This is a genomic window from Bradyrhizobium sp. CCBAU 45384 (assembly GCF_028128665.1).
In the GTDB taxonomy this organism is placed as follows: domain Bacteria; phylum Pseudomonadota; class Alphaproteobacteria; order Rhizobiales; family Xanthobacteraceae; genus Bradyrhizobium; species Bradyrhizobium manausense.
The window spans coordinates 159,098-180,009 of the sequence record NZ_LBIZ01000113.1 but is presented as its reverse complement, the minus strand read 5'-3'; the positions used below and the strand labels follow the sequence as shown (position 1 = coordinate 180,009).

Annotated in this window: 19 protein-coding genes and 1 pseudogene; 4 read left to right on the top strand and 16 right to left on the bottom strand. The window is 61.0% G+C overall.

Annotated elements, in window-relative coordinates:
• Positions 1-45 precede the first annotated feature (45 nt).
• Positions 46-405, bottom strand: coding sequence for a hypothetical protein (locus tag XH80_RS25560; RefSeq protein WP_271600938.1), 360 nt, complete (start codon positions 403-405; stop codon positions 46-48).
• Between the two features lie 233 nt (positions 406-638).
• On the opposite strand from XH80_RS25560, the gene XH80_RS25555 reads away from it, so the two are divergent.
• Positions 639-1,301, top strand: a complete 663-nt coding sequence (locus tag XH80_RS25555; protein WP_271600937.1) for a hypothetical protein — start codon at positions 639-641, stop codon at positions 1,299-1,301.
• A gap of 47 nt (positions 1,302-1,348) precedes the next feature.
• On the opposite strand, the gene XH80_RS25550 is transcribed toward XH80_RS25555, so the two are convergent.
• Positions 1,349-2,083, bottom strand: a complete 735-nt coding sequence (locus XH80_RS25550; RefSeq protein WP_271600936.1) for a hypothetical protein — start codon at positions 2,081-2,083, stop codon at positions 1,349-1,351.
• A 196-nt stretch (positions 2,084-2,279) separates the two neighbouring features.
• On the bottom strand, positions 2,280-3,518 hold the full coding sequence (locus XH80_RS25545; protein WP_271600935.1) for a tyrosine-type recombinase/integrase: 1,239 nt from the start codon (positions 3,516-3,518) through the stop codon (positions 2,280-2,282).
• A 393-nt stretch (positions 3,519-3,911) separates the two neighbouring features.
• Here XH80_RS25545 and XH80_RS25540 point away from each other — a divergent pair.
• A pseudogene (locus tag XH80_RS25540) lies at positions 3,912-4,913 on the top strand (type II toxin-antitoxin system HipA family toxin); the annotation flags it as partial.
• A gap of 512 nt (positions 4,914-5,425) precedes the next feature.
• Positions 5,426-7,069 carry a recombinase family protein gene (locus tag XH80_RS25535; RefSeq protein WP_271600934.1) on the top strand — a complete coding sequence of 548 codons (1,644 nt, stop codon included), beginning with the start codon at positions 5,426-5,428 and terminating at the stop codon, positions 7,067-7,069.
• 313 nt (positions 7,070-7,382) lie between these two features.
• Here XH80_RS25535 and XH80_RS25530 read toward each other — a convergent pair whose 3' ends face one another.
• The 6 genes from XH80_RS25530 to XH80_RS25505 are packed head-to-tail and all read right to left on the bottom strand — an operon-like array spanning position 7,383 to position 14,605.
• On the bottom strand, positions 7,383-8,882 hold the full coding sequence (locus XH80_RS25530; protein WP_271600933.1) for a CoA-acylating methylmalonate-semialdehyde dehydrogenase: 1,500 nt from the start codon (positions 8,880-8,882) through the stop codon (positions 7,383-7,385).
• Between the two features lie 42 nt (positions 8,883-8,924).
• A complete protein-coding gene (locus tag XH80_RS25525; RefSeq protein ID WP_271601051.1) occupies positions 8,925-10,439 on the bottom strand; it encodes an ABC transporter ATP-binding protein in 1,515 nt (504 codons plus the stop codon).
• 40 nt (positions 10,440-10,479) lie between these two features.
• The gene (locus tag XH80_RS25520; protein ID WP_271600932.1) at positions 10,480-11,406 is read right to left on the bottom strand and encodes an ABC transporter permease; all 927 of its coding nucleotides are present in this window, start codon (positions 11,404-11,406) and stop codon (positions 10,480-10,482) included.
• Between the two features lie 5 nt (positions 11,407-11,411).
• Positions 11,412-12,488, bottom strand: a complete 1,077-nt coding sequence (locus XH80_RS25515; RefSeq protein WP_271600931.1) for an ABC transporter permease — start codon at positions 12,486-12,488, stop codon at positions 11,412-11,414.
• A gap of 9 nt (positions 12,489-12,497) precedes the next feature.
• The gene (locus XH80_RS25510) at positions 12,498-13,610 is read right to left on the bottom strand and encodes a BMP family ABC transporter substrate-binding protein (protein WP_271600930.1); all 1,113 of its coding nucleotides are present in this window, start codon (positions 13,608-13,610) and stop codon (positions 12,498-12,500) included.
• A 32-nt stretch (positions 13,611-13,642) separates the two neighbouring features.
• Positions 13,643-14,605, bottom strand: coding sequence for a dihydrodipicolinate synthase family protein (locus tag XH80_RS25505; RefSeq protein ID WP_271600929.1), 963 nt, complete (start codon positions 14,603-14,605; stop codon positions 13,643-13,645).
• A 174-nt stretch (positions 14,606-14,779) separates the two neighbouring features.
• On the opposite strand from XH80_RS25505, the gene XH80_RS25500 reads away from it, so the two are divergent.
• A complete protein-coding gene (locus XH80_RS25500) occupies positions 14,780-15,592 on the top strand; it encodes a FadR/GntR family transcriptional regulator (protein ID WP_271600928.1) in 813 nt (270 codons plus the stop codon).
• Positions 15,593-15,739: 147 nt separating this feature from the next.
• On the opposite strand, the gene XH80_RS25495 is transcribed toward XH80_RS25500, so the two are convergent.
• The 7 genes from XH80_RS25495 to XH80_RS25465 all read right to left on the bottom strand — a co-directional run bounded on the left by XH80_RS25495 (position 15,740) and on the right by XH80_RS25465 (position 20,906).
• On the bottom strand, positions 15,740-16,585 hold the full coding sequence (locus XH80_RS25495; protein WP_271600927.1) for an ABC transporter substrate-binding protein: 846 nt from the start codon (positions 16,583-16,585) through the stop codon (positions 15,740-15,742).
• A gap of 39 nt (positions 16,586-16,624) precedes the next feature.
• A complete protein-coding gene (locus XH80_RS25490; RefSeq protein ID WP_442869178.1) occupies positions 16,625-17,401 on the bottom strand; it encodes an amino acid ABC transporter ATP-binding protein in 777 nt (258 codons plus the stop codon).
• The gene (locus XH80_RS25485; RefSeq protein ID WP_442869177.1) at positions 17,398-18,156 is read right to left on the bottom strand and encodes an amino acid ABC transporter permease; all 759 of its coding nucleotides are present in this window, start codon (positions 18,154-18,156) and stop codon (positions 17,398-17,400) included. The genes XH80_RS25490 and XH80_RS25485 overlap by 4 nt, the downstream gene beginning before the upstream one ends.
• Before the next feature lie 2 nt (positions 18,157-18,158).
• A complete protein-coding gene (locus tag XH80_RS25480; RefSeq protein WP_271600926.1) occupies positions 18,159-18,860 on the bottom strand; it encodes an amino acid ABC transporter permease in 702 nt (233 codons plus the stop codon).
• A 14-nt stretch (positions 18,861-18,874) separates the two neighbouring features.
• Complete coding sequence (locus XH80_RS25475; protein ID WP_271600925.1) at positions 18,875-19,642, bottom strand: SDR family oxidoreductase; 768 nt, start codon at positions 19,640-19,642, stop codon at positions 18,875-18,877.
• Positions 19,643-19,725: 83 nt separating this feature from the next.
• Positions 19,726-20,520 carry a LamB/YcsF family protein gene (locus XH80_RS25470; protein WP_271600924.1) on the bottom strand — a complete coding sequence of 265 codons (795 nt, stop codon included), beginning with the start codon at positions 20,518-20,520 and terminating at the stop codon, positions 19,726-19,728.
• Positions 20,517-20,906, bottom strand: coding sequence for a hypothetical protein (locus XH80_RS25465; RefSeq protein ID WP_271600923.1), 390 nt, complete (start codon positions 20,904-20,906; stop codon positions 20,517-20,519). The genes XH80_RS25470 and XH80_RS25465 overlap by 4 nt, the downstream gene beginning before the upstream one ends.
• Between the last annotated feature and the right edge of the window lie 6 nt (positions 20,907-20,912).

The following is a 20,912-nucleotide window of genomic DNA, read 5'->3' as shown; positions in this document are numbered from 1 at the left end:
CTGACGAAAGACGGAATCAGGGCGCGATACGCCCAGCGGTCATTTTCAGGTCAGGGACTTCGGGGGCGGCGGGTCGATCCCGGGCGGCAAACCGCGCCGAGTGATCTGCAGCATGGGCACCACCTTGACGCTGGGCATCAGGGCTACCGCCGCAACTACGGGGGCCGGAACGGAGACGGAGAAACAGCCGTGACAATGATGGTCCGCCAAGGAGCCCTTGTCGGAATGACCAGCACCTTTTTCGGCAAGCGAGATGACGGATTTGGACGACGAATTCGTGACGTCCAAGTCGCACACGCCGTGCAGCACGCCAGCGATCAGGTACATCGCCAGCACGAAAATGGTCATCGCACCGCGCAGCGAGCGCGGCAACGCATGGCCAAATTTGAGGGCTGACTGGGTCACTCGGCGATTCCGGTTCATTGGCAGACAACCGAGTACCACGCAGTGCAGCGACGTGTCGACCCGCAATAGTGTAACGTCGGCGAGCAACCTGGACGCAATCGCGCGGGAGGCGGCGGCGCGAGCTGGAGGCCGTCAAGCTTCCGCCAAGAAAGCGCATCTCGGAACCGTCAGGAAAACTTAAGACGGCGCTGAGCGATCCCCTGTTCTACCGCCTGGTCGCCAAGCGCCCCGACGTGCTGAAGGCCGGCCGGGAGGGATCCAGGCCTTATCGGCGTGCCGAGGTCGAAGCTGCAGCGCGCAAGCTGATCTTCACGGCCGAAGTCGCCGAAAAGACCATGGAGCCGCTGCGCGGCGTCAGAAAGCTCCTCGCCGGGCTCGGCATCGAGCCTGTCGTCGCCCTCGAGGACAACAAGGATTTCGCCTACCACCGCGGCGCCGTCGAGCCCGTCCTCGAGACTTTGTTGGAAACGCGCAGGAAACGGCTGGCCGAGCTTCCGGAAGAGACCGACGATCCGCGAGTGAAGCTCATCCGCGCTGTCTTCCGCGACGGCCGGCCTCCCCGCCTGGTCGCCGAGGAGCTCGGCGTCACGTTCTCGCAAGTCAAATGGTGGATCGAGACCTGGAAATCGACGGGACAGACGACCGCAAAGAAGGGGCGCGGGACTCGCCGCTATCCCTTCGACGATCATCTCGATTTCGTCCGCGGTCGGATCAAGGCAAATCCGGACGTCACTCTTCGGGAGCTTACGGCCGCCTTGGCGACGCGCGGCTTCAAGTGCGGGCCTCACAGTCTGCAGGTCAATCTATCCCGTCATGGGATCGTGCTGAAGTCGGTGGTCGAAGCTCGCAGGAAGAACGGCCATGACAAGAACAAAATCAGTCATACGTCTGACTGAGTTGGGGTTAGGCTTCACGCGGCGACAGGCGCACCGTTTCTTCGCCGTCAAGAGTTCGGATACATCTTGGCGTCCAGAGTGGCCTCGAGCCAGTCGAGGAGACCACGCAGCTCGCCCGCGCGCTCCTTTCCCAGGACCTCGTCGGCCTCGCGGGGCTTCCATTCGGCTCCGAATGCCGTATCGCCGTACGACGTCATCTCGGCGACGAGAAAGTCGGCGTCCTCGTCCAGGAGGCCGCTGGTCCGCGCCAACGCCGCCACCTCGCCGAGCCCGCCGAACGACTCCGGAAGCCAGCCTTCCTTGAACTTGCTCGCGCCGTAGAGGTTCAGCAGTTCGTGCAGGCGCGGCGCCTTGCTTTCGATCCGAGCGCCGGCGAAGTTTGGCTCGATCCGGATCCCGACGGCTCTCGCCAGCTCATCGATCTCGTCGCGGCTGTCCGGATACGGGTTGGCGCCGGCGAACCCGACCGTGTAGGTCGGCGCGACCTGGCAAACCGCCTGCCGCAAGCGAGCGCCGGGGCCCGGGGCGGCCACGATGATGTTGCCCTGGATCGCGCCTTCGATCGGATCGACGACCGCGTACATGAACCAGCGATGAGGGGCGGGCCGGCCCGCGTTGTCGGCGCGCTCGGCGGCGAACTGAACATGGACCGGCGTCTTCGAGGCCCGATGGGCGAACTCGGCCTGTTCAGGCGTCGTGATCTCGACCCACCGCGGGTCCCCGTGGCTCTCAGTGAGGATCGCGAAATTCAGCCTCTGAAATTCCTGCATCCGCGGCAGCACTCTGGTGTCCATGACCGGCCTCCCTCTGCTGGGAGGGACCTTACGGGCTGGTCCGGCAAGGCGGAATCCTTGGGGCCGAAAAATCTGGAAAAACAACGAACTACGAAATCGAGTCGTTCTTATCGTCGAAATGGGCGGATCGAGTCGTTCTTAAAGCCCAAATCGAGTCGGACCCAAAATGCGCGATCGAGCGAAATCAAAGGCTTGTGCGAGTCGTTCTTAAAGTGGACCAACATACGTGCGCTTTTCGTTCGCTGGCTGGATCGCGTTTGGCGATTTTCTCGACGGCGTCGGACAAATAGTCGGGATGGTGATGGCCATACGTATTGAGCAGAACCTCAAGCGACATGCCGAGATAGCCTGCCGCCTGCCAAGGGTCTGCCCCTCTCTGCATCAGCCAAGTCGCTGCGGTATGCCGCAATGTGTGAGGGGAAATACATGGTCCAAGCCCCGCGAGTCGCACGGCACTTTTGAATGCCGTCTTGACCGATTGAACCGGCTTGCCTTTGTATTCAACGAAATGCTTCGCCTCGGGATCGATCCGATGCCAACGCCGCAGGTGAGCAAGCAATCGCAATGGGATGGGAACCGTTGGCTGCCGCTTGTTGGTCTGCGAGGCTCCCTGCTTCAGACGGTAGTAGCGGCCGCGCTCCAGATCCACATATGAACGACCAAGGGCTGGTATAGGAGATGCGGCTGCGATGGCGCCGGCGCGAGTGCCGCTGTAGATTCCCAGTAAGATGAAACGAGCCAGATGCCGGAGTGGATGTTTGCTCGTTGGCACCTTTGTCTCGTCTAACGGCCGACGTGAGCCCTTCTGCATTTCGCGATAGCGCCAGCAAGTCCAGATTAATTTGGCCGCATCGTTGCGCGTCAGCCACTTATCTCTCGGCTGACCCTTCTCGGGCAAGGAGACCTTCACGATCTCTCTATGGTACCCCTCGGCTGCGTGGTGCCCGATGGCAGCACGGAGATCTTCGAGGTCTCGACGAGCCCCACCCTTTCTGCTACGATTCTTGGTGTAGGACCGGCATGCCTCACCATTGACCTCGCCAAGCATTTTTCCGCCCCACCAATCGTTTAGCCGCTCGATCCGCTTCTTGAACTTTCGGATGTCCGGGATGGAGTCTTCGTTTTCCGCGTCGACGCCGAAGCGACTGCGAAGTTTGTCTAGTTGGGCATCCAAGTAGATCGAGAGGACATCCGCGATCGGGATATCGTCTATATGGCAAATTCTTCGCTTGGGTATGTGCTTTGAGGTGATATAGTCCCTTAACTTTTCCTCCGCGGCTGCAATTTCATCTGGAGCGCAGCCTGTGCCGACATCCCGACCGTTGTCTCTGATGATCCAGGTTGCTTTATGGGTAATCTTTCCGTATTTGGTTCGACGCGCGGCTTTGAGCTGAAGTCGAGCCCCCTTGCTTCTCCGCGGCATAGCTCTCGCATCCGTTCAATGTGCGCCAGCGTCGTGAACTCCTTGCCGGCAATTCTCTCAACTACCAATCGGTGACGATCGCGCTCGCGTCGTAAGCCGGCGACCGTCATTCCGCCCAGAGGAAATGCGATCTTCACGGCGTCAGCAAGGCGAAGTGGGGTATTAGGTGTAATTTCAGGTTGCGTTCGATGTGACATCAACGCTTTTCAGCGTGCTTGTGAATGGGTTCCCAGTCATCATCGCAAAGGCAACTCCCGTAATACAGTTTGCGCTTCGTTTGTCGCGCAAATGAACGCATCCTCGCATTACTGAGCAGACCCGCGTAGTGGTTTCGTGATCAGCGAGGGCTTCTTGCTGAAGCACTGCGACGGATAGATAGCATCCACTGAACCGAGCAGGCCTTATACTTGGGGCCGTCGTCTCATGCAGCGCGCCGAACGCCGCCTCGCCGAACGCGAAAGTCGAGCCGTCCGCACGCTTGCAGAAAGCGATTATCTGCTCAGCGTCGCCGACGAGACGCGGCTCGGCGCAGTCAGATTCCGCTGGGTTGGCGAAGACACCTTCCAGGCGCCGATCCGCGCCAGTGTACCTGCCCTGATCGAACTTGGCCGGCTGCTCCAGATCACGGAGCGCATTCTTCGGGACGAAGAAACGGACGAAGGCCTTCAGCTCATCTTCGCGCCCGGCTCCTCTCTGGGCGGGGGCCGCCGAAGGCGTCGGTCATCGACCAGCATGGCAACCTCTCCATCGCCAAGTTTCCAAAGGAGACCGACGACTACAGCATGGAGACGTGGGAGGAAATCGCGCTCCGGCTGGCGGAGCGGGCCGGCGTGACCACCCACAACACGAACTCATCGAAGTGGCCGACAAGGCAGTTATGCTATCGCGTCGCTTTGATCGCAACGGTGCGATCCGCATACACATCCTCTCAGCCATGACGACGATGGGCGCTAAGGACGGTGAGCGCGGCAGCTATCCCGAGATGGTCGACGCGCTCGCGCAGCATGGCGCGCAGGGAAAGACAGACGCCCATGCTCTCTATCGGCGCGTCGTCTTCGTGCTAATCTCGAATGTCGACGACCACGTGCGCAACCACGGCTTCCTGTGTTTCGGAAAGGCCGCCTGGGCGCTGTCTCCGGCCTATGACCTCAATCCAGTGCCAAGCGATGTGAAGGCGCGTGTTGACCACAAACATTGATCTGGATGAAGGCACCTGCTCGATCGATCTGCTAGAGGCGGCATCAGACTATTTCGGGTTGACGCTGGCGCAGGCTCGCGACGATCACCGCCACATGGCGCAACGTCGCCAAGTCAGCCGGTGCGCATTCGGCAGAGATCAACCGCATGGCAAGCGCGTTTGAGCATGACGATCCTCGGCGAGCGGTGGCGCTGTGACCAGAACGTCTATTCACGGCTTTGATCCACCAACGGCGAGCCCTGTCGCCCCTTTGGCCCCGTTGGTTTTTTTCATCTGCGCAGGCCTCGCCAAGAGGAGGACATTGTTTGGTCTGGTCACCCACAGCAAGTTAGCCTCACCCGTGCGCGGCGCTTCTTGGCGGTTAGGACTTCACCGTCACGGACAAGGCGCCACGCCTTCTTGAGGGCGTCGGGGAACATGATCGCCGGCAGACCCATCGCGCTTTGATCGATTATCCTTTGGGTAGTCGCAAAAAACATCGGTTGCCTATCTCGAGCGTGGCGCGTTCGGGCTTGCCGTAGCCGACTACCGATTGAGCGCAAAGTCGATTTCGACATCATTAACGGCCGCGGCATGAGCGGCGGAGCCCTACAGGCCGGCGACGTAGCTGAAGATTGCGCGCCGGGTCGTTGCGGCACTATCGAATTGATTCTTGCTGAAAGGGTCGGATAGATGTCTGATCGCGGCAGCGTAACCTTGGGGAGCGAGAATGATGGAGAACGCCCTCGATATTTATAAGGCTTATCCGACGCGATCACAGCTCAATCTGAGAGCGGCACAGTACGTGCGCATGTCGACACAACGGCAGCAATACTCGATTCAGAATCAGGCTGCAGTGATTGCATCATACGCGCACGCCCATGGCCTGACGATTGTACGGACCTATCGCGATGAGGGAGAGAGCGGTCTTCACATCAAGAACAGGGCCGGCCTTATCCAGCTCATCAAGGACGTTCAAACAGGGGAAGTCGATTTTGGTCATATTCTGGTTTATGACGTGAGCCGCTGGGGCCGCTTTCAGAACGTTGACGAGAGCGCGCACTACGAATTCGTCTGCAAACAGGCAGGCATCAATGTCGCGTATTGTGCGGAGCAATTTGATAATGATGGCAGCGTGCTCTCCAGCATCATCAAGAATATCAAGCGCGTAATGGCGGCGGAGTACAGTCGTGAGCTTTCGACCAAGGTCCACGCCGCGCAATGCCGGTTCGCTCGACTTGGCTTCAAGCTCGGAGGTCTCCCTGGCTATGCTCTTCTTCGAGAGCTTGTCGATCAGAGCCATCAGTCTCGGGGCGTGCTGAAGAAAGGGGATCAGAAGTACCTCGCGACTGATCACGTCCGACTACGGCCTGGCATCCCCGAGGAAGTAGCCGTGGTGAGGTGGATCTTCGAGCGGTTTCTGCAAGTAAAGTCGGAAGTGATTATCGCTCGGGAGCTAAACCAGAAGGAGATACTCACGAGCACAAGAGGTCGGTGGACGCGTGCAGCTGTTAACACGGTTCTTAGAAACGAGAACTACATTGGGAACCTGACGTTTAACCGTCGATCGCGCAAGCTACGGCGGAAGGCTATCTGCAATCCTCCCGAGCTTTGGATTACCAGCGAGGGATGCATCGAACCGATCATCGAACGCGACACCTTCCTCAAAGTGAAGAAGATCATTGAGGAACGGCGTGTCGACCTCACTGAAGAGGAGATGCTTGCCCGACTACGCAAAACGCTGGTCAAGGAAGGACGTCTGAGCTCTGCTATCATCGCTAGCGCGGTAGGCCTTCCCTGCCCCTCCACCTATCAGACTCACTTCGGCAGTATGACGAACGTGTATCGGCTAATCGGCTACACTCCGAAGCGAAACTATGAATTCCTTGAGTCGCGTCCGCTGTGGGCCGAACAAAAGGCCAAGCTCGGCTCGCAAATTGCCACGGTCATCCAAAAGGCCGGCGGCCGAACCGTCTCTCGGAAGGAAACGGGTTACTTGCGCGTAAATGGATCGGTCAACATCTCAATTCGAGTCGCCCTCTGGTGCGGAAGGCAAGACCGCGCGCCGTACTGGTCCATCAAGCGTGAGGAACGCTTGCCTCACGGGTGGATTGCCGCGGCCAGGATGGCTGAGCATAACAAATCGGTGCTTGATTACGTACTGCTGCGGACTGGCCAGAAGGTAAAACGAACTATGACGTTTTCTGAAAGGGCTCGCATTCGCCGTGGAATAGCTCGGTTCGAAACGGCTAATGCTTTAGCACGAGGCATCGTCAAGCAAGTAGTTGAGTCGGACCGTTCCTCCCGAGTGCCTTCCAGTAATCTATCGAGACCAAAGCAGCCCGCGGCCAAGAACCCTCATGCGCGGCGCTGATCGAACGCAAGTAAAAGACTTCCGCGAAGTAATGCTCTACAGTCTGATCAGCTTCGCCACGGCACCAGCAGCACGTTCGCTTCATCCGCAGATGTGCGATCGCGCCCGTACCGAAACTTCAGCTCCGCCATATTCCAGCGAGTAAGCAATTTGGAGAAACATCGCACTCCTCTCCGCACTGCGCGCGCACAACTGTCTGCGCAGACTCGATCATTTCTCTAAGACTGCGGCCAATGAAATCGCCCGAAAAAGAACGAGCGCTGAGTGCCCTCGCAGTTTGGGAGGAAGGGAAACATGCAGCTTCCAGGCGCCGTCATGACATCGTCGGCATCACGAATTCGGCACCGGCTCGTATTCCGGTTGGCCAGCGGCTGGTGACCGTCTTCATTCGGGTATTGAAGCGAACGCCTTCCGGGCCGTGCATGTGATGGTCGCCGAAGATCGATGCTTTCCATCCACCGAAGGAGTGAAAGGCCATCGGTACCGGAATCGGAACGTTGATGCCGACCATCCCCACCTTAATTTGATGGGCGAATTCCCGCGCAGCATCGCCATCACGTGTGAAGATGGACGTGCCATTGCCGAATTCGTGTTCATTGATCAGTCGCGCGGCTGCCGCGTAGTCCGGCGCTCGAACCACCGACAGCACAGGTCCGAAGATCTCTTCCTTGTAGATCTTCATGTTCGGTTTGACATGGTCGAACAGGGTTCCGCCCACGAAGAAACCATTCTCGTAGCCCTGCATCCTGAACTTGCGTCCGTCGACCAGCAACCTTGCGCCCTCTGCGACACCGGCATCGATATAGCTTCGGACCTTCTCCAGGTGTTGCTTCGTGACGAGAGGCCCCATCTCCGCTTCACGGTCGGTACCCGGCCCGACCTTCAGGCCTCGGACCTTGGGTTCGAGCGCGGAAATCAGCTTGTCTGCCGTGCCCTCGCCGACCGGCACGGCAACCGAGATCGCCATGCAGCGTTCGCCCGCGGAGCCGTAGGCCGCCCCCATCAACGCATCGACCGCCTGATCGATGTCGGCATCGGGCATCACGATCATGTGGTTCTTGGCGCCGCCAAGGGCCTGGCAGCGCTTCCCGGTGTTCGCGGCCGTCGAATAGATATACTGCGCGATTGGTGTGGAGCCCACGAAGCTGATCGCCGAGATATCCGGGTGATGCAGCAGCGCATCGACAGCTTCCTTGTCGCCTTGCACGACGTTGAACACACCGTCCGGCAGACCGGCTTCCTTCAGCCACTCAGCCATGACGAGCGACGCTGATGGGTCGCGTTCAGATGGCTTCAGAATGAACGCATTTCCGCAGGCGAGAGCGACGGGGAACATCCACATCGGAACCATGACCGGGAAATTGAAGGGCGTGATTCCGGCGACGACACCGAGCGGCTGGCGAGTGGAATAGCTGTCGACGCGGGTACCTACATTCTCCGTAAGTTCGCCCTTGAGGAGCTGCGGAGCGGCCGTGGCAAACTCGACCACCTCCATTCCGCGCTGAACTTCGCCCAGAGCGTCGGAGTGAACCTTGCCGTGCTCGGAGACGATCACGTCGGCAAGCTGACCCGCGCGATCCTCGAGGATCCGCAGAAAGCGATTGAGGACGCGTGCACGCCTGAGAGGCGTCGTGTCGGCCCAACCCTGTGCCGCCCTGTTCGCAGCAGATACCGCGTCTGCCACCACCGCCCCATTGGCAGCCACGACACGGCCCGTCTGCGCGCCCGTTGCCGGGTTGAAGACCGGAAAACTACGTTCGGTTCCTCCCGAGACCTGCTTGCCATTGATGAAGTGATTGATCTGCGTGACCACGAACGTCTCCTTCTTGTTTCTGATCAGACCCGCGCCCTCAAGTCAGGCCGCTTTCATTCCCGCCATATATTTGCCGATCAAGCGCTTGTCGGCGCCCTCGGCTGACACTTCATGGACGATGCGACCCGCGCTCATGACGAGGACCCTGTCGACCAAGCCAAGCAACTCGTCGAGATCCTCCGAGATGAGCAGCACTGCGGCTCCGCCGTTCCGGGCCTCGAGGATCCGACGGTACGTTTCTTCGCACGCAACGAAATCGAGACCGAACGTCGGATTGGACGCGACCAACAATCGAACGTCCTGCGTGAGCTCCCGCGCCAGTACGGCTCGTTGCACGTTGCCACCGGACAGCGTGCTCATGCTTGCGGTCAGACCAGGCGCGTTGACACGAAATTGAGCGACCAACCGTTCGGCCTGCTTGGCGAGCGCGCCGTAGTTCATCGCGATACCTCGGCAGAGCGGCGCCCGATCGAAATTGCGCAGGGCGAGGTTCTCGGCCAGCGACATGCGATCGATGCAGGCGTTCTTCAGGGGCTCTTGCGGCAGTCCATAGACGCCGAGGCGGGCGATTTCCTGTCGCGTACCGTTGAACGGCGAGCCGGACACGGTCATCGTACCGCTGCGATCCCGCTGCCCCATCAGAGCCTCGACCAACTCCAACTGTCCATTTCCGGATACCCCGGCAATCCCGGCAATCTCGCCTGCCCGCACCTCGAGCGAGAGACCTTTCACGGCGGGAAGACCATTGTCGCCGTTCACGCAGAGGTCGCTGATGGAGAGGATAATATCGGACGTCGGCGGTGATTTCGGCGCGTGCTGCACTATCTTGCTGACGGGCTCTCCGATCATAGCTTCTGCCAGAGCGTCATCAGTCAAATCGGCGACAGCGCCCGTTCTCACGGACGCGCCTCGACGCAATACCGTCACGTCGTCGGCGAATCGGCGCACTTCGTGAAACTTGTGGCTGATCAGGATAGCGCTGAGTTCGCCCGTCCGTGTCAGGCTGCGAACATGGCCGAGCACTTCATCGGCTTCTGCCGGCGTCAGCACCGATGTCGGTTCGTCCAGGATGAGTAGCTTGCGCCCTAGATAGAGCTGCTTGACGATCTCGGCCTTCTGCTTCTCGCCCGCAGAGAGCTGCGAGACGCGCACGTCGAGCGGCACGTGAAACGGAAGCTTCTTGGTGACTTCCGCCAGCCGCTTCAGCTCGCTATGCCAGTTGATATAGGCCGGCAATCTCGCACCGCTGACGACGAGATTCTGCGCAACCGTCATCGACGGCACGAGAGTAAAATGCTGATATACCATGCCGATGCCGAGCGCATCGGCATCCTTCGGCGAGTTCAGCCGGTGCTCGCGCCCATTCACCTGGATGTGACCCTCGTCCGGATGGTAAAAGCCCACCAGGCATTTGACCAACGTGCTCTTCCCAGCGCCGTTCTCCCCGAGCAGCGCGTGGACGCTGCCCGAGCGGATCAGCAGCGATACGTTGTTCAGAGCGAGGTTCGCCCCGAAACGCTTCGTCATGTTCTTGAGCTCGACTCGCGGAACGCTCATCCGACTTTCCTCCGAGGATGAATTCTCGTCACGACGCTTCTCACCGGTGGAGTTTGAGCTCGCCCGGGGCATCGGCAAACGGAGCAGCCCGTGACGTCGACGCAACCATGATTGCGAGGGTCAGAATGTAGGGGGCCGCGTTGAACAGGTAGTAGTAGCCGGTCACGCCGATGCCCTGGAGAGCAGGACCGAGAGCGCCTGCCCCGCCGAACAGCAGCGATGCGCCGAGGGCATTGATCGAACGCCAGCGGGCAAAGATGACAAGCGCGACGGCCATGATGCCTTGGCCGCTCGACAAGCCTTCACTCCAGCTTCCCGGATACGAAAGCGATAGGAAGCTGCCGCCGATGCCCGCGAGAAAGCCGCCCGCCATGGTCGCGATGATGCGCACCCGCAATACGGGAAAGCCAAGCGACCGTGCCGCATCTTCGCTATCTCCCACCGTGCGCAGCATCAACCCCCAGCCCGTCCTGTTCAGGAAGATGTAGACCGCGAAAGCCAATGCAATTCCGACGAAGAACAGTGCGTTGACGTCCAGCGCCGCTCGCACCTGCGGCACGCTCGACCAGAATCCGAGTGCGATCGAGGGAAGCGGCGGCGCCTTGGGCTCGATCAAGGGTTTGCCCAGGAAGAACGCGAGGCCCGTACCCAGCACGATCAGGCTGATGCCGATCGCTGTGTCATTGACGCGCTTCACACTGCACAGCAGCCCGTGCAGCAGGCCGAAGGCCATTCCGGCGAGCCCGGCGGAAAGCACGCCGAGCCAGGGCGAGCCGGAGAAGTAGGAGATAGCGTATCCCGCCACGGCACCGAGCATTAGCGTCCCTTCGAGGCCTAGATTGATACGGCCGGATTTTTCGGTGATCAGCTCACCGATGCTCACGAATATGAAGGGTGTCGACACACGGATCGCCCCACCCAAGATCGCGAGCGGCAGTGCAAGCCAGCCGTTGGATGTACCGTCCATTGCCTTTACCTCCGCGTCGTTTCTCGCAGTTGTTGCGCGATTGCATCCGCGACGAGGACGCAAACGAAGATCAGACCCTGAAACACCAGCATCGTCGCATCCGGAAGTCCGAGACGTCGTTGCAACAGGCTGGCGCTTGCCTGCATGCCGCCGATCAACAGCGCGACAGCGACAATCGCAAGCGGTTGGTGTCGCGCCAGGAACGCGACGAGGATACCGCTATAGCCATAGCCAACGATGAGCGAGGAGTTGGCCGTCCCCTGCACTGCCGCCACCTCGATCGCGCCGGCAATGCCCGCAATGCCGCCTGCCACGACCGAGGCACCGATGATCCAGCGATTCACCGCAAGGCCAATCATCCTCGCGACCCGCGCACTTCCGCCAACCACTCGCAGCGTAAACCCCCAGCGGGTGTAACGGAGCACGACATGTGCGGCGATCGCCAGCAAGAGACTGACGGCTAGGCCGGCGTGGACGCCCACGCCTGGCAGCGTCGGCAGCATGTAGGAGGGATCAATAGGATGGGTCGACGGCTTGTCGAGACTTGCCGGATCGCGCAACATACCTTCGGTCAGGTGGTGGAAGACGGCGATTCCGATATAGGACAGCAGCAGGCTCGAGATCGTTTCGTTGACGCCGCGAAATTGACGGAGCACACCCGCCAGACCGAACCAGAGCCCTCCGATCAAGGCGCCGGCCAGCAACATCAGGAGTTGCATGGGAAGGGCGGGCGCCCCTGCGAACGGCAACGTCACGACGGCACCCGCGAGCCCGCCGAGCACCAAAGCCCCCTCGCCGCCGATAATCACCAGCCCCGCTTGCGCGGGGATCGCAACGGCGAGGCCCACGAGAACCAAAGGAGCAGCCCGTGACAAGGTATCCTGCCAGGCGAAGCTGCTACCGAAGCCGCCCTGGACGATCAGACCGAACACCGTGGCGGGGTTCTGTCCGTACAAGGCCACGAACGCCGCGAAGATGGCGGAGGCGAGCAGCACCGCCAGGACAGGCAAGGCCACACTCAGTTGAGCTGCGGTTACCAGCGGCCTCGAAGGCACGGATTCGATTCCCGAGATCGAAGACAAGGGCGCCTCCTAGACTTGGCCAATGATGCCTTCGACGAGATAATTGATGCCATCGAGCGCGCGGTCGTTGCTACTCTGCATGACGCCGGCTGGGATCACGACATTACCCTTGTTGTCCTTGACCGGACCGCTGTAGATCACGCGCGTGCCGCCGATGAGGTCTGCCCGCGCCGTCTCGGACGCCGCGCGCGCCTCAGGGGTAACGAGTTTCCCGAACGGGCTGTTCTTGACGAAATGATCGGCAAGCCCGGCACGGAGATAGTGTTCGGGCTTCTTGCCGTCACGCACGCTGCCGGCATAGACAAGATAGGGCGTGATCCAGTTCCACTCGGCCCCCGTGAGATAGCCGTTGGGAGCGACATCCGCCTGACTCGAGTGGTAGCCGCACGACATGACGCCGCGCTTCTCCGCCGTCTCGATCACGACTTTCGGGCTGTCGACCTGGGCCGCGATGACGTCGGCCCCCTGGTCGACCAGCGTGTTCGTCGCCTCCGCTTCGCGGACTGGAAGAACCCAGTCGCCTGTGAAGATGACCTGCACCTGAATCGCCGGATCGACCGAACGCGCGCCGATCGCAAACGCGTTGATGCTGCGCAGGAGATTGGGCGTCGGCTTTGCAGCGACGAGGCCGAGCTTCTTGCTCTTCGTCATATGGCCGGCGATGATTCCCGAAATGTACTGCGCCTCGAAGATGTAGGCGTAGAAAGTGCCGATGTTCTCGGGCATGCCCGCCGTCCACACGCCTCCGGTGTGAGCGAATGTGACATCCGGATACTTCGCTGCCATCTCCAGAACGTGCGGCTTGAAGTAGCCAAACGAGGTTGCAAGGATGAGTTGAGCGCCGTCCTGACGGATCATGCCTTCCATGCTGCGCTGGGCCGCGATCGTTTCCGGGACACGCTCCTCCTCGATCACCTTGATGCCCGGCAGTTTCTTCAGGGCCGCGGCGGCCTGCGCGTGGGACTGGTTGAAGCCGTAATCCTGCTTGGAGCCGGAGTAGAGGACTCCGACGGTGAGCGGCGTCTCCGCACGGGCAACGGTACTCTTGAGAACGAATGATGCAGAGCCGGCAGCGGCCAGCATCTGGAGCACCGAGCGACGGTCAACAGGCTTCAAAGTCATGTTCCCCTCCGTTAAAGATTGCAATCAGCAAGTCACGACGTTCGTTCGGCAGCAGACAGCAGGCCGGGCGCACCACATGCAATGAGATCGGCTTCCAGCGCTCGGCTTTCAGCAGCGGACAGCGGCGTGACAGGCGCTCGCACTGCACCGCCGGCAAGGCCGATCAGATCGCACCAGTGCTTGACCGCCGCGTTCGGCATGTGACCGCGCTTCAGCGGGTCCATGATCCACTTGTTGAAGATGATCCGTTGCGGCGCGAGTGAAGCGCAGATGCGCGCCGCTTCTTCCGTCTGTCCGGCCGCCAACAGAGCCACGTAGTCCGCAATCGGGCGAAACTCGCCGCGTTGATAGAGGTAGGGCTCGGGGTCGGCATAGAGGATCGACTGCCCCTCGGCCTGCATGTTGGCGAAGAAGTTCTCTTCCAATGGGTCTGACACCAGCACGCCGTTTCGCGCGGCCTGGCGGAGCACCGCGTTCTCGGCTGCATTGCCTGTCGTCTTCAGGAGCTTGAGATTTGGTAGCGAGCAGAGCTGCGTGAAAACGCCGGGATCCAATGGGCTGCCCGCGGCGGTGCGTGCGTTGAAGATGACGATCGGCATCTCCAAGCGGACACAGATGTGGTGCAGATAGGCGAACTGCTGCGCAGCGGATCGCGGCCCGGACGTTGGGACCATGAGCACGGCGTGGCTGACGCCAAGCCGACGCGCATGCTCGCCGAGATCGATGGTTTCCTCCACCGAGGGACCCGAGATCACCACGGAAATCCCAAGGCGCCCCCCCGCCTCGTCCGCAATGACCTCGATGACACGCTTTCTCTCCTGCAGCGTGAGCGACCAGACTTCGCCGATCAGCCCATTGCAGAAGACCCCTGCCAACCCGGTCACGATGTAGTGGCGGACGTTCCGGCGGACTCCGGCCTCGTCGATGGCACCGGATGCATCGAAGGGCGTGTGAATTGCCGCCCAGATTTCCGGGATGTTCCGCTCGGTCGTCATGCGCGCTCCCTTTCATCCGGCCGGTCTATTCTATTTATTATGATAAACCGGATTTGCATGAATATGCCTATTATGGGAGAAGTGTCAATCCATGAGTCGGTTCTTTGCCTGGCCCCTACGCCAGTTCGCCCGCAGCCGGCCCTGGAACTTATTGGTCGCTTTGGAGAATTCGGGATGACGGTCGAACTGGAAAAATTGCCGCGGCCGGGGGGGCGGCTCAAAATTCAAAAGCGGGCTGATCTCGTTACCGAAGAGATCAAGCAGCTGATCACCCAGAAGAACCTTCGTCCGGGCGACAAGCTTCCCATGGAGAAGGAGCTTCAGCGGCTGTTTTCGGTCAGCAAGAGTACGATCCGCGAGGCGCTTAAATCCCTCGAGGTGCAGGGACTGATAACGATCAGCACGGGCCCGAGCGGCGGGGCGATGATCAGGGAGGTCCCGCTCGAACGTACCTTTCAGCTTTTGCAGAACTACCTCTTCTTCAAAGAGGTCAGTATGGAGGACATCTATGCGGCGCGACGCTTGCTGGAGCCGGAATTAGCTGCCGGCTCGGTGCCATTTCTGTCGAACGAGCAGCTCGACGCGCTGGAGCAAAACATTCAGACGTGCCAGCCTACCTCCCAGGAGCCGTCTCTTCTGGTTCGTCAACGCCAGGCGGATCTCGACTTTCACGACATCCTCGCTGCTGCAAACCCCAATCCCTTCCTTCGCTTTGCATGCGAGCTAATCAACGAGATGCTTCGTCGGCTCGTTGTCTTCAGCACCCAGACGCCTCCTGAAGAGCACACGAAATTCGGATGCGCCAACGTCAAGATTCACACGGAGATCGCCAAGGCCGCCCGCGCGCGCGACAGCGAGCGCGTGCGCGCGCTCATGAAAGCGCACATGGAGGAAGCTTCAGAATACGTGAAGAGATTGGATGGCCGACTCGACGGTCGACTGATCCTCGATTCGGAAATGGCTCCCCGCCCGCGACCGCTGTCGTGATGGACGTTCTACTTGCAGGGGCCAATCAATTAGCTCCTTCGGTGGACAACTTTGCCGGCGGAGTTACGCCCGGCACAAGAGCAGACTGCCAAAGCCTAACTCAAGATGAAGCTTGCTCAAATCGATTGGATGGCGCCAGTTCACAAATCATGGAAGCGGCGTGAACTTCAGCTGGCTGAGCGGCGCGACCTTGTCGGTGCGCGTCATCTTGAACTCGGTGCTCGGACCGAGCCACTTATCCCAGAGTTGGTTGATCTCGCCGGCCTGGTCCATCGCGAGTAGGGTCTCGTTGATCTTTGCGAGCAGCGCCGGCTCGTCCTTCTTCATGCCAACGCCGATCGGCTGCAGGACCATGGGCTCCTCGATCATCTTTAGCGGCTGCCCGGCCTCCTTGGACTGGTTCACCAGCTTGGTGATAGTCATGGTATTTGCAACCATTCCGACCGCCTTGTTTTGTTGAACTGCCATGAAGGCCGAACCAGTATCGACGAAAGTCAACGGCTCGGATTCATTCATCTTGATCGCGAGTTCCGAGGTCGAGCCTTTGGTCGACGCCAGCCGCTTACCTTTGAAGTCGGCTTTGGCGGTCCCGGGGTCGCTCGCCTTCACTGCCAGCATTTCTTTGGCAATATAATACGGATCGGAAAACTGGATCTGCTCGGCGCGGCCCAGCGTGTAGGCGAGGTTCGCCACCGTGATGTCGACGTGACCGAGCTTGACCTCGGGCACGCGCGCCTCAACCGAGAGCGGAGTGACCTTGGCGACAACGCCCCAGCGTTGGGCGATGGCCTTGCAGAGGTCGACGTCAAAGCCGACCATCTCGCGCGTCTTGGCATCCGGGGCCGCAAACGGCGGCACGTCTGCGAAGGTTCCGCAACGCAGCTCCTTGCGCTGGGTAATCTCCGAGAGCTGGTCGGCGCACGCCGCCGACGCGATCCCGGCAAGGCCTGTGATCGCGGCCACCAGGCTGATTGAACGGTTCTTGAAGGACATTCGCATTCTCCTCAAAGTTGGGACATGAAGTCAGCGCGGTCACCGGCTGTGTAAATCCGACAGAAAGCGCTGCGCGCGTGGATGTTGTGGTGAGCGGAAGAAGTCGCCCGGAGCTCCCGTCTCGAGCACCCTTCCGGCATCCATGAACCAGACGCGGTCGGCGACATCGCGCGCGAAATTCATCTCGTGGGTTACGCACATCATGGTCATTCCATCACGCGCGAGCCTGCGCATGACCGAGAGCACCTCGCCCACCATCTCCGGATCGAGCGCGCTGGTCGGCTCATCGAACAGCATAGCCGGCGGCTCCATGGCGAGCGCGCGCGCGATCGCGACCCGCTGCTGTTGTCCACCGGAGAGCTGGGCCGGATAGTTCTGCGCCTTGGCCGAAAGCCCCACGCGGTCCAGCAGGCGAAGTGCGGTTTCGCGCGCGTCACTGCGCTTGACGCCGTTCACCTTCATTGGCGATAGCATGACGTTGTCGAGCGCGCTCAGGTGCGGAAACAGGTTGAAGCTCTGGAAGACGAAGCCGATGCGACTCCGGAGGTGGTTCAGCGCCGAGCCACGCAGCTTGGCGTGGACGTCCTTGCCCTCGAACAGCACCGAGCCGGACTGGATATCCTCAAGCCTGTTGACGGTGCGGATGAGCGTCGACTTACCCGAACCGGACGGCCCGCAGACCACCACCACCTCGCCTTTCTTGACCTCGGCATTGACATCCGTCAGCGCGGCCAACGCTCCAAAGAATTTGTGGACAGCGACGAACTGGATCATGGGAGCGGCATGTGGGGATGGAGTTTCATGCGTCATGGTCATGCCCCTGATACGCTTGCGGATGTGGCGGGCAGTGTGGACGCGGCGGCCACACTTGTAGTTCGGCGCGCGGTAATCCGCCGCTCGACCATGTTGATGGCCTGCGTCAAGGTCCAGCAAACGATGAAATAGCTGATGGCGAGGATGAAGTAGACTTCGAACGGCTTGGTCAGCAAGCGGTTGTTGATCTGGCCGGCTGCAAAGGTGAGCTCCGGGACGTTGATGATGTAACCGAGCGTGGTCTCCTTGATGGTCGAGACGAACTGGCTGAGGATGCTCGGGATCATGTTGAAAAGCGCCTGCGGCAAAATCACGTAGCGCATCGCGCCCAGACGGCTATGTCCGAGCGCGCGCGCGGCGTCCATCTGACCTTGTGGCAGCGCCTGAATGCCGGCACGCACGATCTCGCTCAGGAATGCGGCTTCATAGCCGACCAGCGTGACCAGCATAGTCGCGAACGCCGGGACGCTATGCCCGATCAAGAGCGGCAGCACGAAATAGACCCACAGGATGATCAGCAGCAGCGGCACGCCGCGCGTGATGTAGACCAGAGCCATGACCGGCCAGCGCAATGCGCGCCACGGCGACAGGCTGGCCAGCGCCATCGCGACGCTCAGCGGAAAGGCCAAGGCAATGCCGAGGACGGAGAGGATGAGGGTGGCCGCGATGCCGCCTAGCGGGCCGTTCGGATACTGGCCGACGAGCAGCAACAGCCAGTTGTCCCTGACGATCTCGATCATGCTCAGGGGCAGCGACATGATCAGACCGCTCCGACCATGCGGCTGCGCTGCTCGAGATAGTGACCAAGCCACATCAGCAGCAGCGAGCAGACGAGGTAGACGATCGTGGCAATCAGGTAAGTCTCGAACGGACGAAAACTCTGGTTCTCGACCTCCTTCACGGCGTGGGTCAACTCGGCGACGCCGATCGCCATCGCAAGGCTGGAGTTCTTGAACAGCGAGACCGTATGGTTCACCAGCGCCGGCATCGCGTTGCGAACGGCCTGTGGCAGCAGGATGTAGGCCATGGCCCCGACGTAGCTATGCCCCAGCGCACGGGCCGCTTCCCACTGCCCACGCGGCACGGCACGCAGACCGGAGCGCTGATCTTCGCTGAAATAGGCAGCCTGGCACAGCCCCAGAGCAACGACCGCGAACACTGCTTCGCCGTTGTGATCGCCGAGCCACATCTGAACGGAGTCCGGCAGCAGGCTCGAAATGCCGAAATACCAGAGCATGAGCTGCACGAGCGTCGGCACGTTGCGGTGGTAGGAGACGTAGATCGCGACAAAACCGCTGGCGATCCGGCTCGGCAGCATCCGGACCGCAAGAAGAATCATTCCAAGACCCATCGCGAGCAGCCATGAGCCAATGAAGATGATGAAGGTCATCTTCACCCCATGGACCAGCATCCGGCTGAACTCCGGATTGAGCAGGACGGCCATGAGGTCGAAACCCTTCATCGCGCGCCCCTCATCTAGGTCGGGAGAAAGGGTTTTGAGGAGCCCTCGGGGCGCGTGGTCGACAAGCCACCCGGCACCTGCAGGGTCGGGGTGATTTCGATGTAACCCACGTTCACCGCCACCGGAGCTGCGATCGCAAACGCGATCGCGTCGGCGATGTCCTTTGCCTCGGGCAGTTCAAAGCCGTCGATGAAGTTCGCGCGTGTTTCGGCGCTGTCGCCGTGGACATGGGCGAAGATATCGGTTGCAACCCGGCCCGGGCAGATCTCGGTGACACGCACGCGCTTGCCGAAGCAATCGACCCTGAGCTGACTGGTCAGCATGCTAACGGCCGCCTTGGTCGCGTGATAGCTCGAATTGCCAGCGAAGTTGTAAGTGCCGGCAATCGAGGTAATGTTCACCACGTGGCCGCGATCGCGCTGAGCCATGCCCGGCACGAGTAGGCGGCAGAGATGCAGGATCGCGCGCAGGTTGACGTCGACCAGGAGATCGATATCCTCCGCATCCGCCTGGAGAAATTTCTTCGGCCGATCGACGCCCGCGCTGTTGACCAGCACGTCGACTTCGATCCCCTCAGCAAGCTTGGTGATAGCTGCAATATCTCTGACATCGATGGCGTGGGGGATGCAGCCGGTGCGATCAGCCAAAGCTCTCAGCGCATCCGCGCTCCGTGCGAGCGCATGAACCTTCAAGCCCTCACGCGTCAGGCGCTCGACGACCGCCAGGCCGATTCCTGACGAGGCGCCGGTGACGAGAGCAGTCTTGTAATCGGAGAATGGCATCTGGTTTCTCACCTTCTCAACACGCTAAACGATCGCGCGACTTCCTCGCCAAGACGGATTAACTGTGGTGGGATAAGGTCCCCTTATGATTGCCTACCTGCTCCGCCGGAGCCCGCCACAAGCCGGGAGACCGGCACGATCTCCCCGCCGGCGGCCTCGATCGAGGCCCGAATCCCCCGGGCCAGTTCGACGGCGCCCTGGGTATCCCCATGCAGCAGGATCGACTTGACCGGCATCGCAAGCGCCTTTCCGCTGGCGGCAATGACCACTCCATCCCGCAGCAGACGCTCGACCCGCTCGCCGACCGCCCGGGCATCGTGAATGACCGCACCGGGCTTCGCCCGAGACACCAACAGGCCTTCGTCATCATAGGCCCGGTCCGCCAGGAACGTCGTGGCGACCCTGATCCCGCACTGCGCCGCCGCCCTCGCAATGGCGCGGCTGCTCGAGGAAACGATCAGAAGATGGGGATCGAAGGCGGCAACCGCCCGGACCAATGGCCGGGCAAGATCGAGGTCGGCAGCCGCCATGTTGCCCAGCGCCCCATGAAAGCTCATATGCGTGACGCGATGCCCGACGGCCCGCGCGATGCCATCGAGCGCGCCTAGCTGGTAGGTGACCATGGCGGCAAGCTCGGTGGTATCGATCTGCATCACGCGCCGGCCAAATCCCTGACGGTCCGGAAAGCCGACATGAGCCCCAAGGTCGACGCCGCGCGCCCTGGCGCGCTCCGCCGTGCGCTGCATGATCAGCGGATCGCCGGCATGAAAGCCGCACGCGACGTTGGCCGAAGACACGAGGTCGAGCAGCGCCTCGTCATTGCCCATGGGCCACGGACCAAAACCTTCGCCCATATCGGCGTTGAGATCGACCTTCATGATGCATCACCTTCGATCGGCTGCAGTGCGAATAGCGGCGTGCCGTAGCCAACGATCGCGCCGTGCGCGACCAGCACATCGGTCAGCGTTCCGGCCCGGGGCGCAGGCACTGCCAAAAGCAGAGAACCGATTTGAAGGAAGCCGAGAGGGTCGCCGGCCCGGACATCGACGGCCACCAAAGCGATTGCACGCTCGTGAAGCGGGTGGCGATCGAGAAAGATGCCCGGTGATCGCGCGCGGACGGTCAGCGGCGGCGCGTCGAGGGACGACGATTCCTCGCCTTCAACGACGCGCACCGATGCGGCATCGTTCACCAGGCGCAACGTGGCATTCGGACCGCGCAGCTCGAGCAGCGCGAGATTGGCGTCCTTGAGCCAGGCGCTCACCTGGTC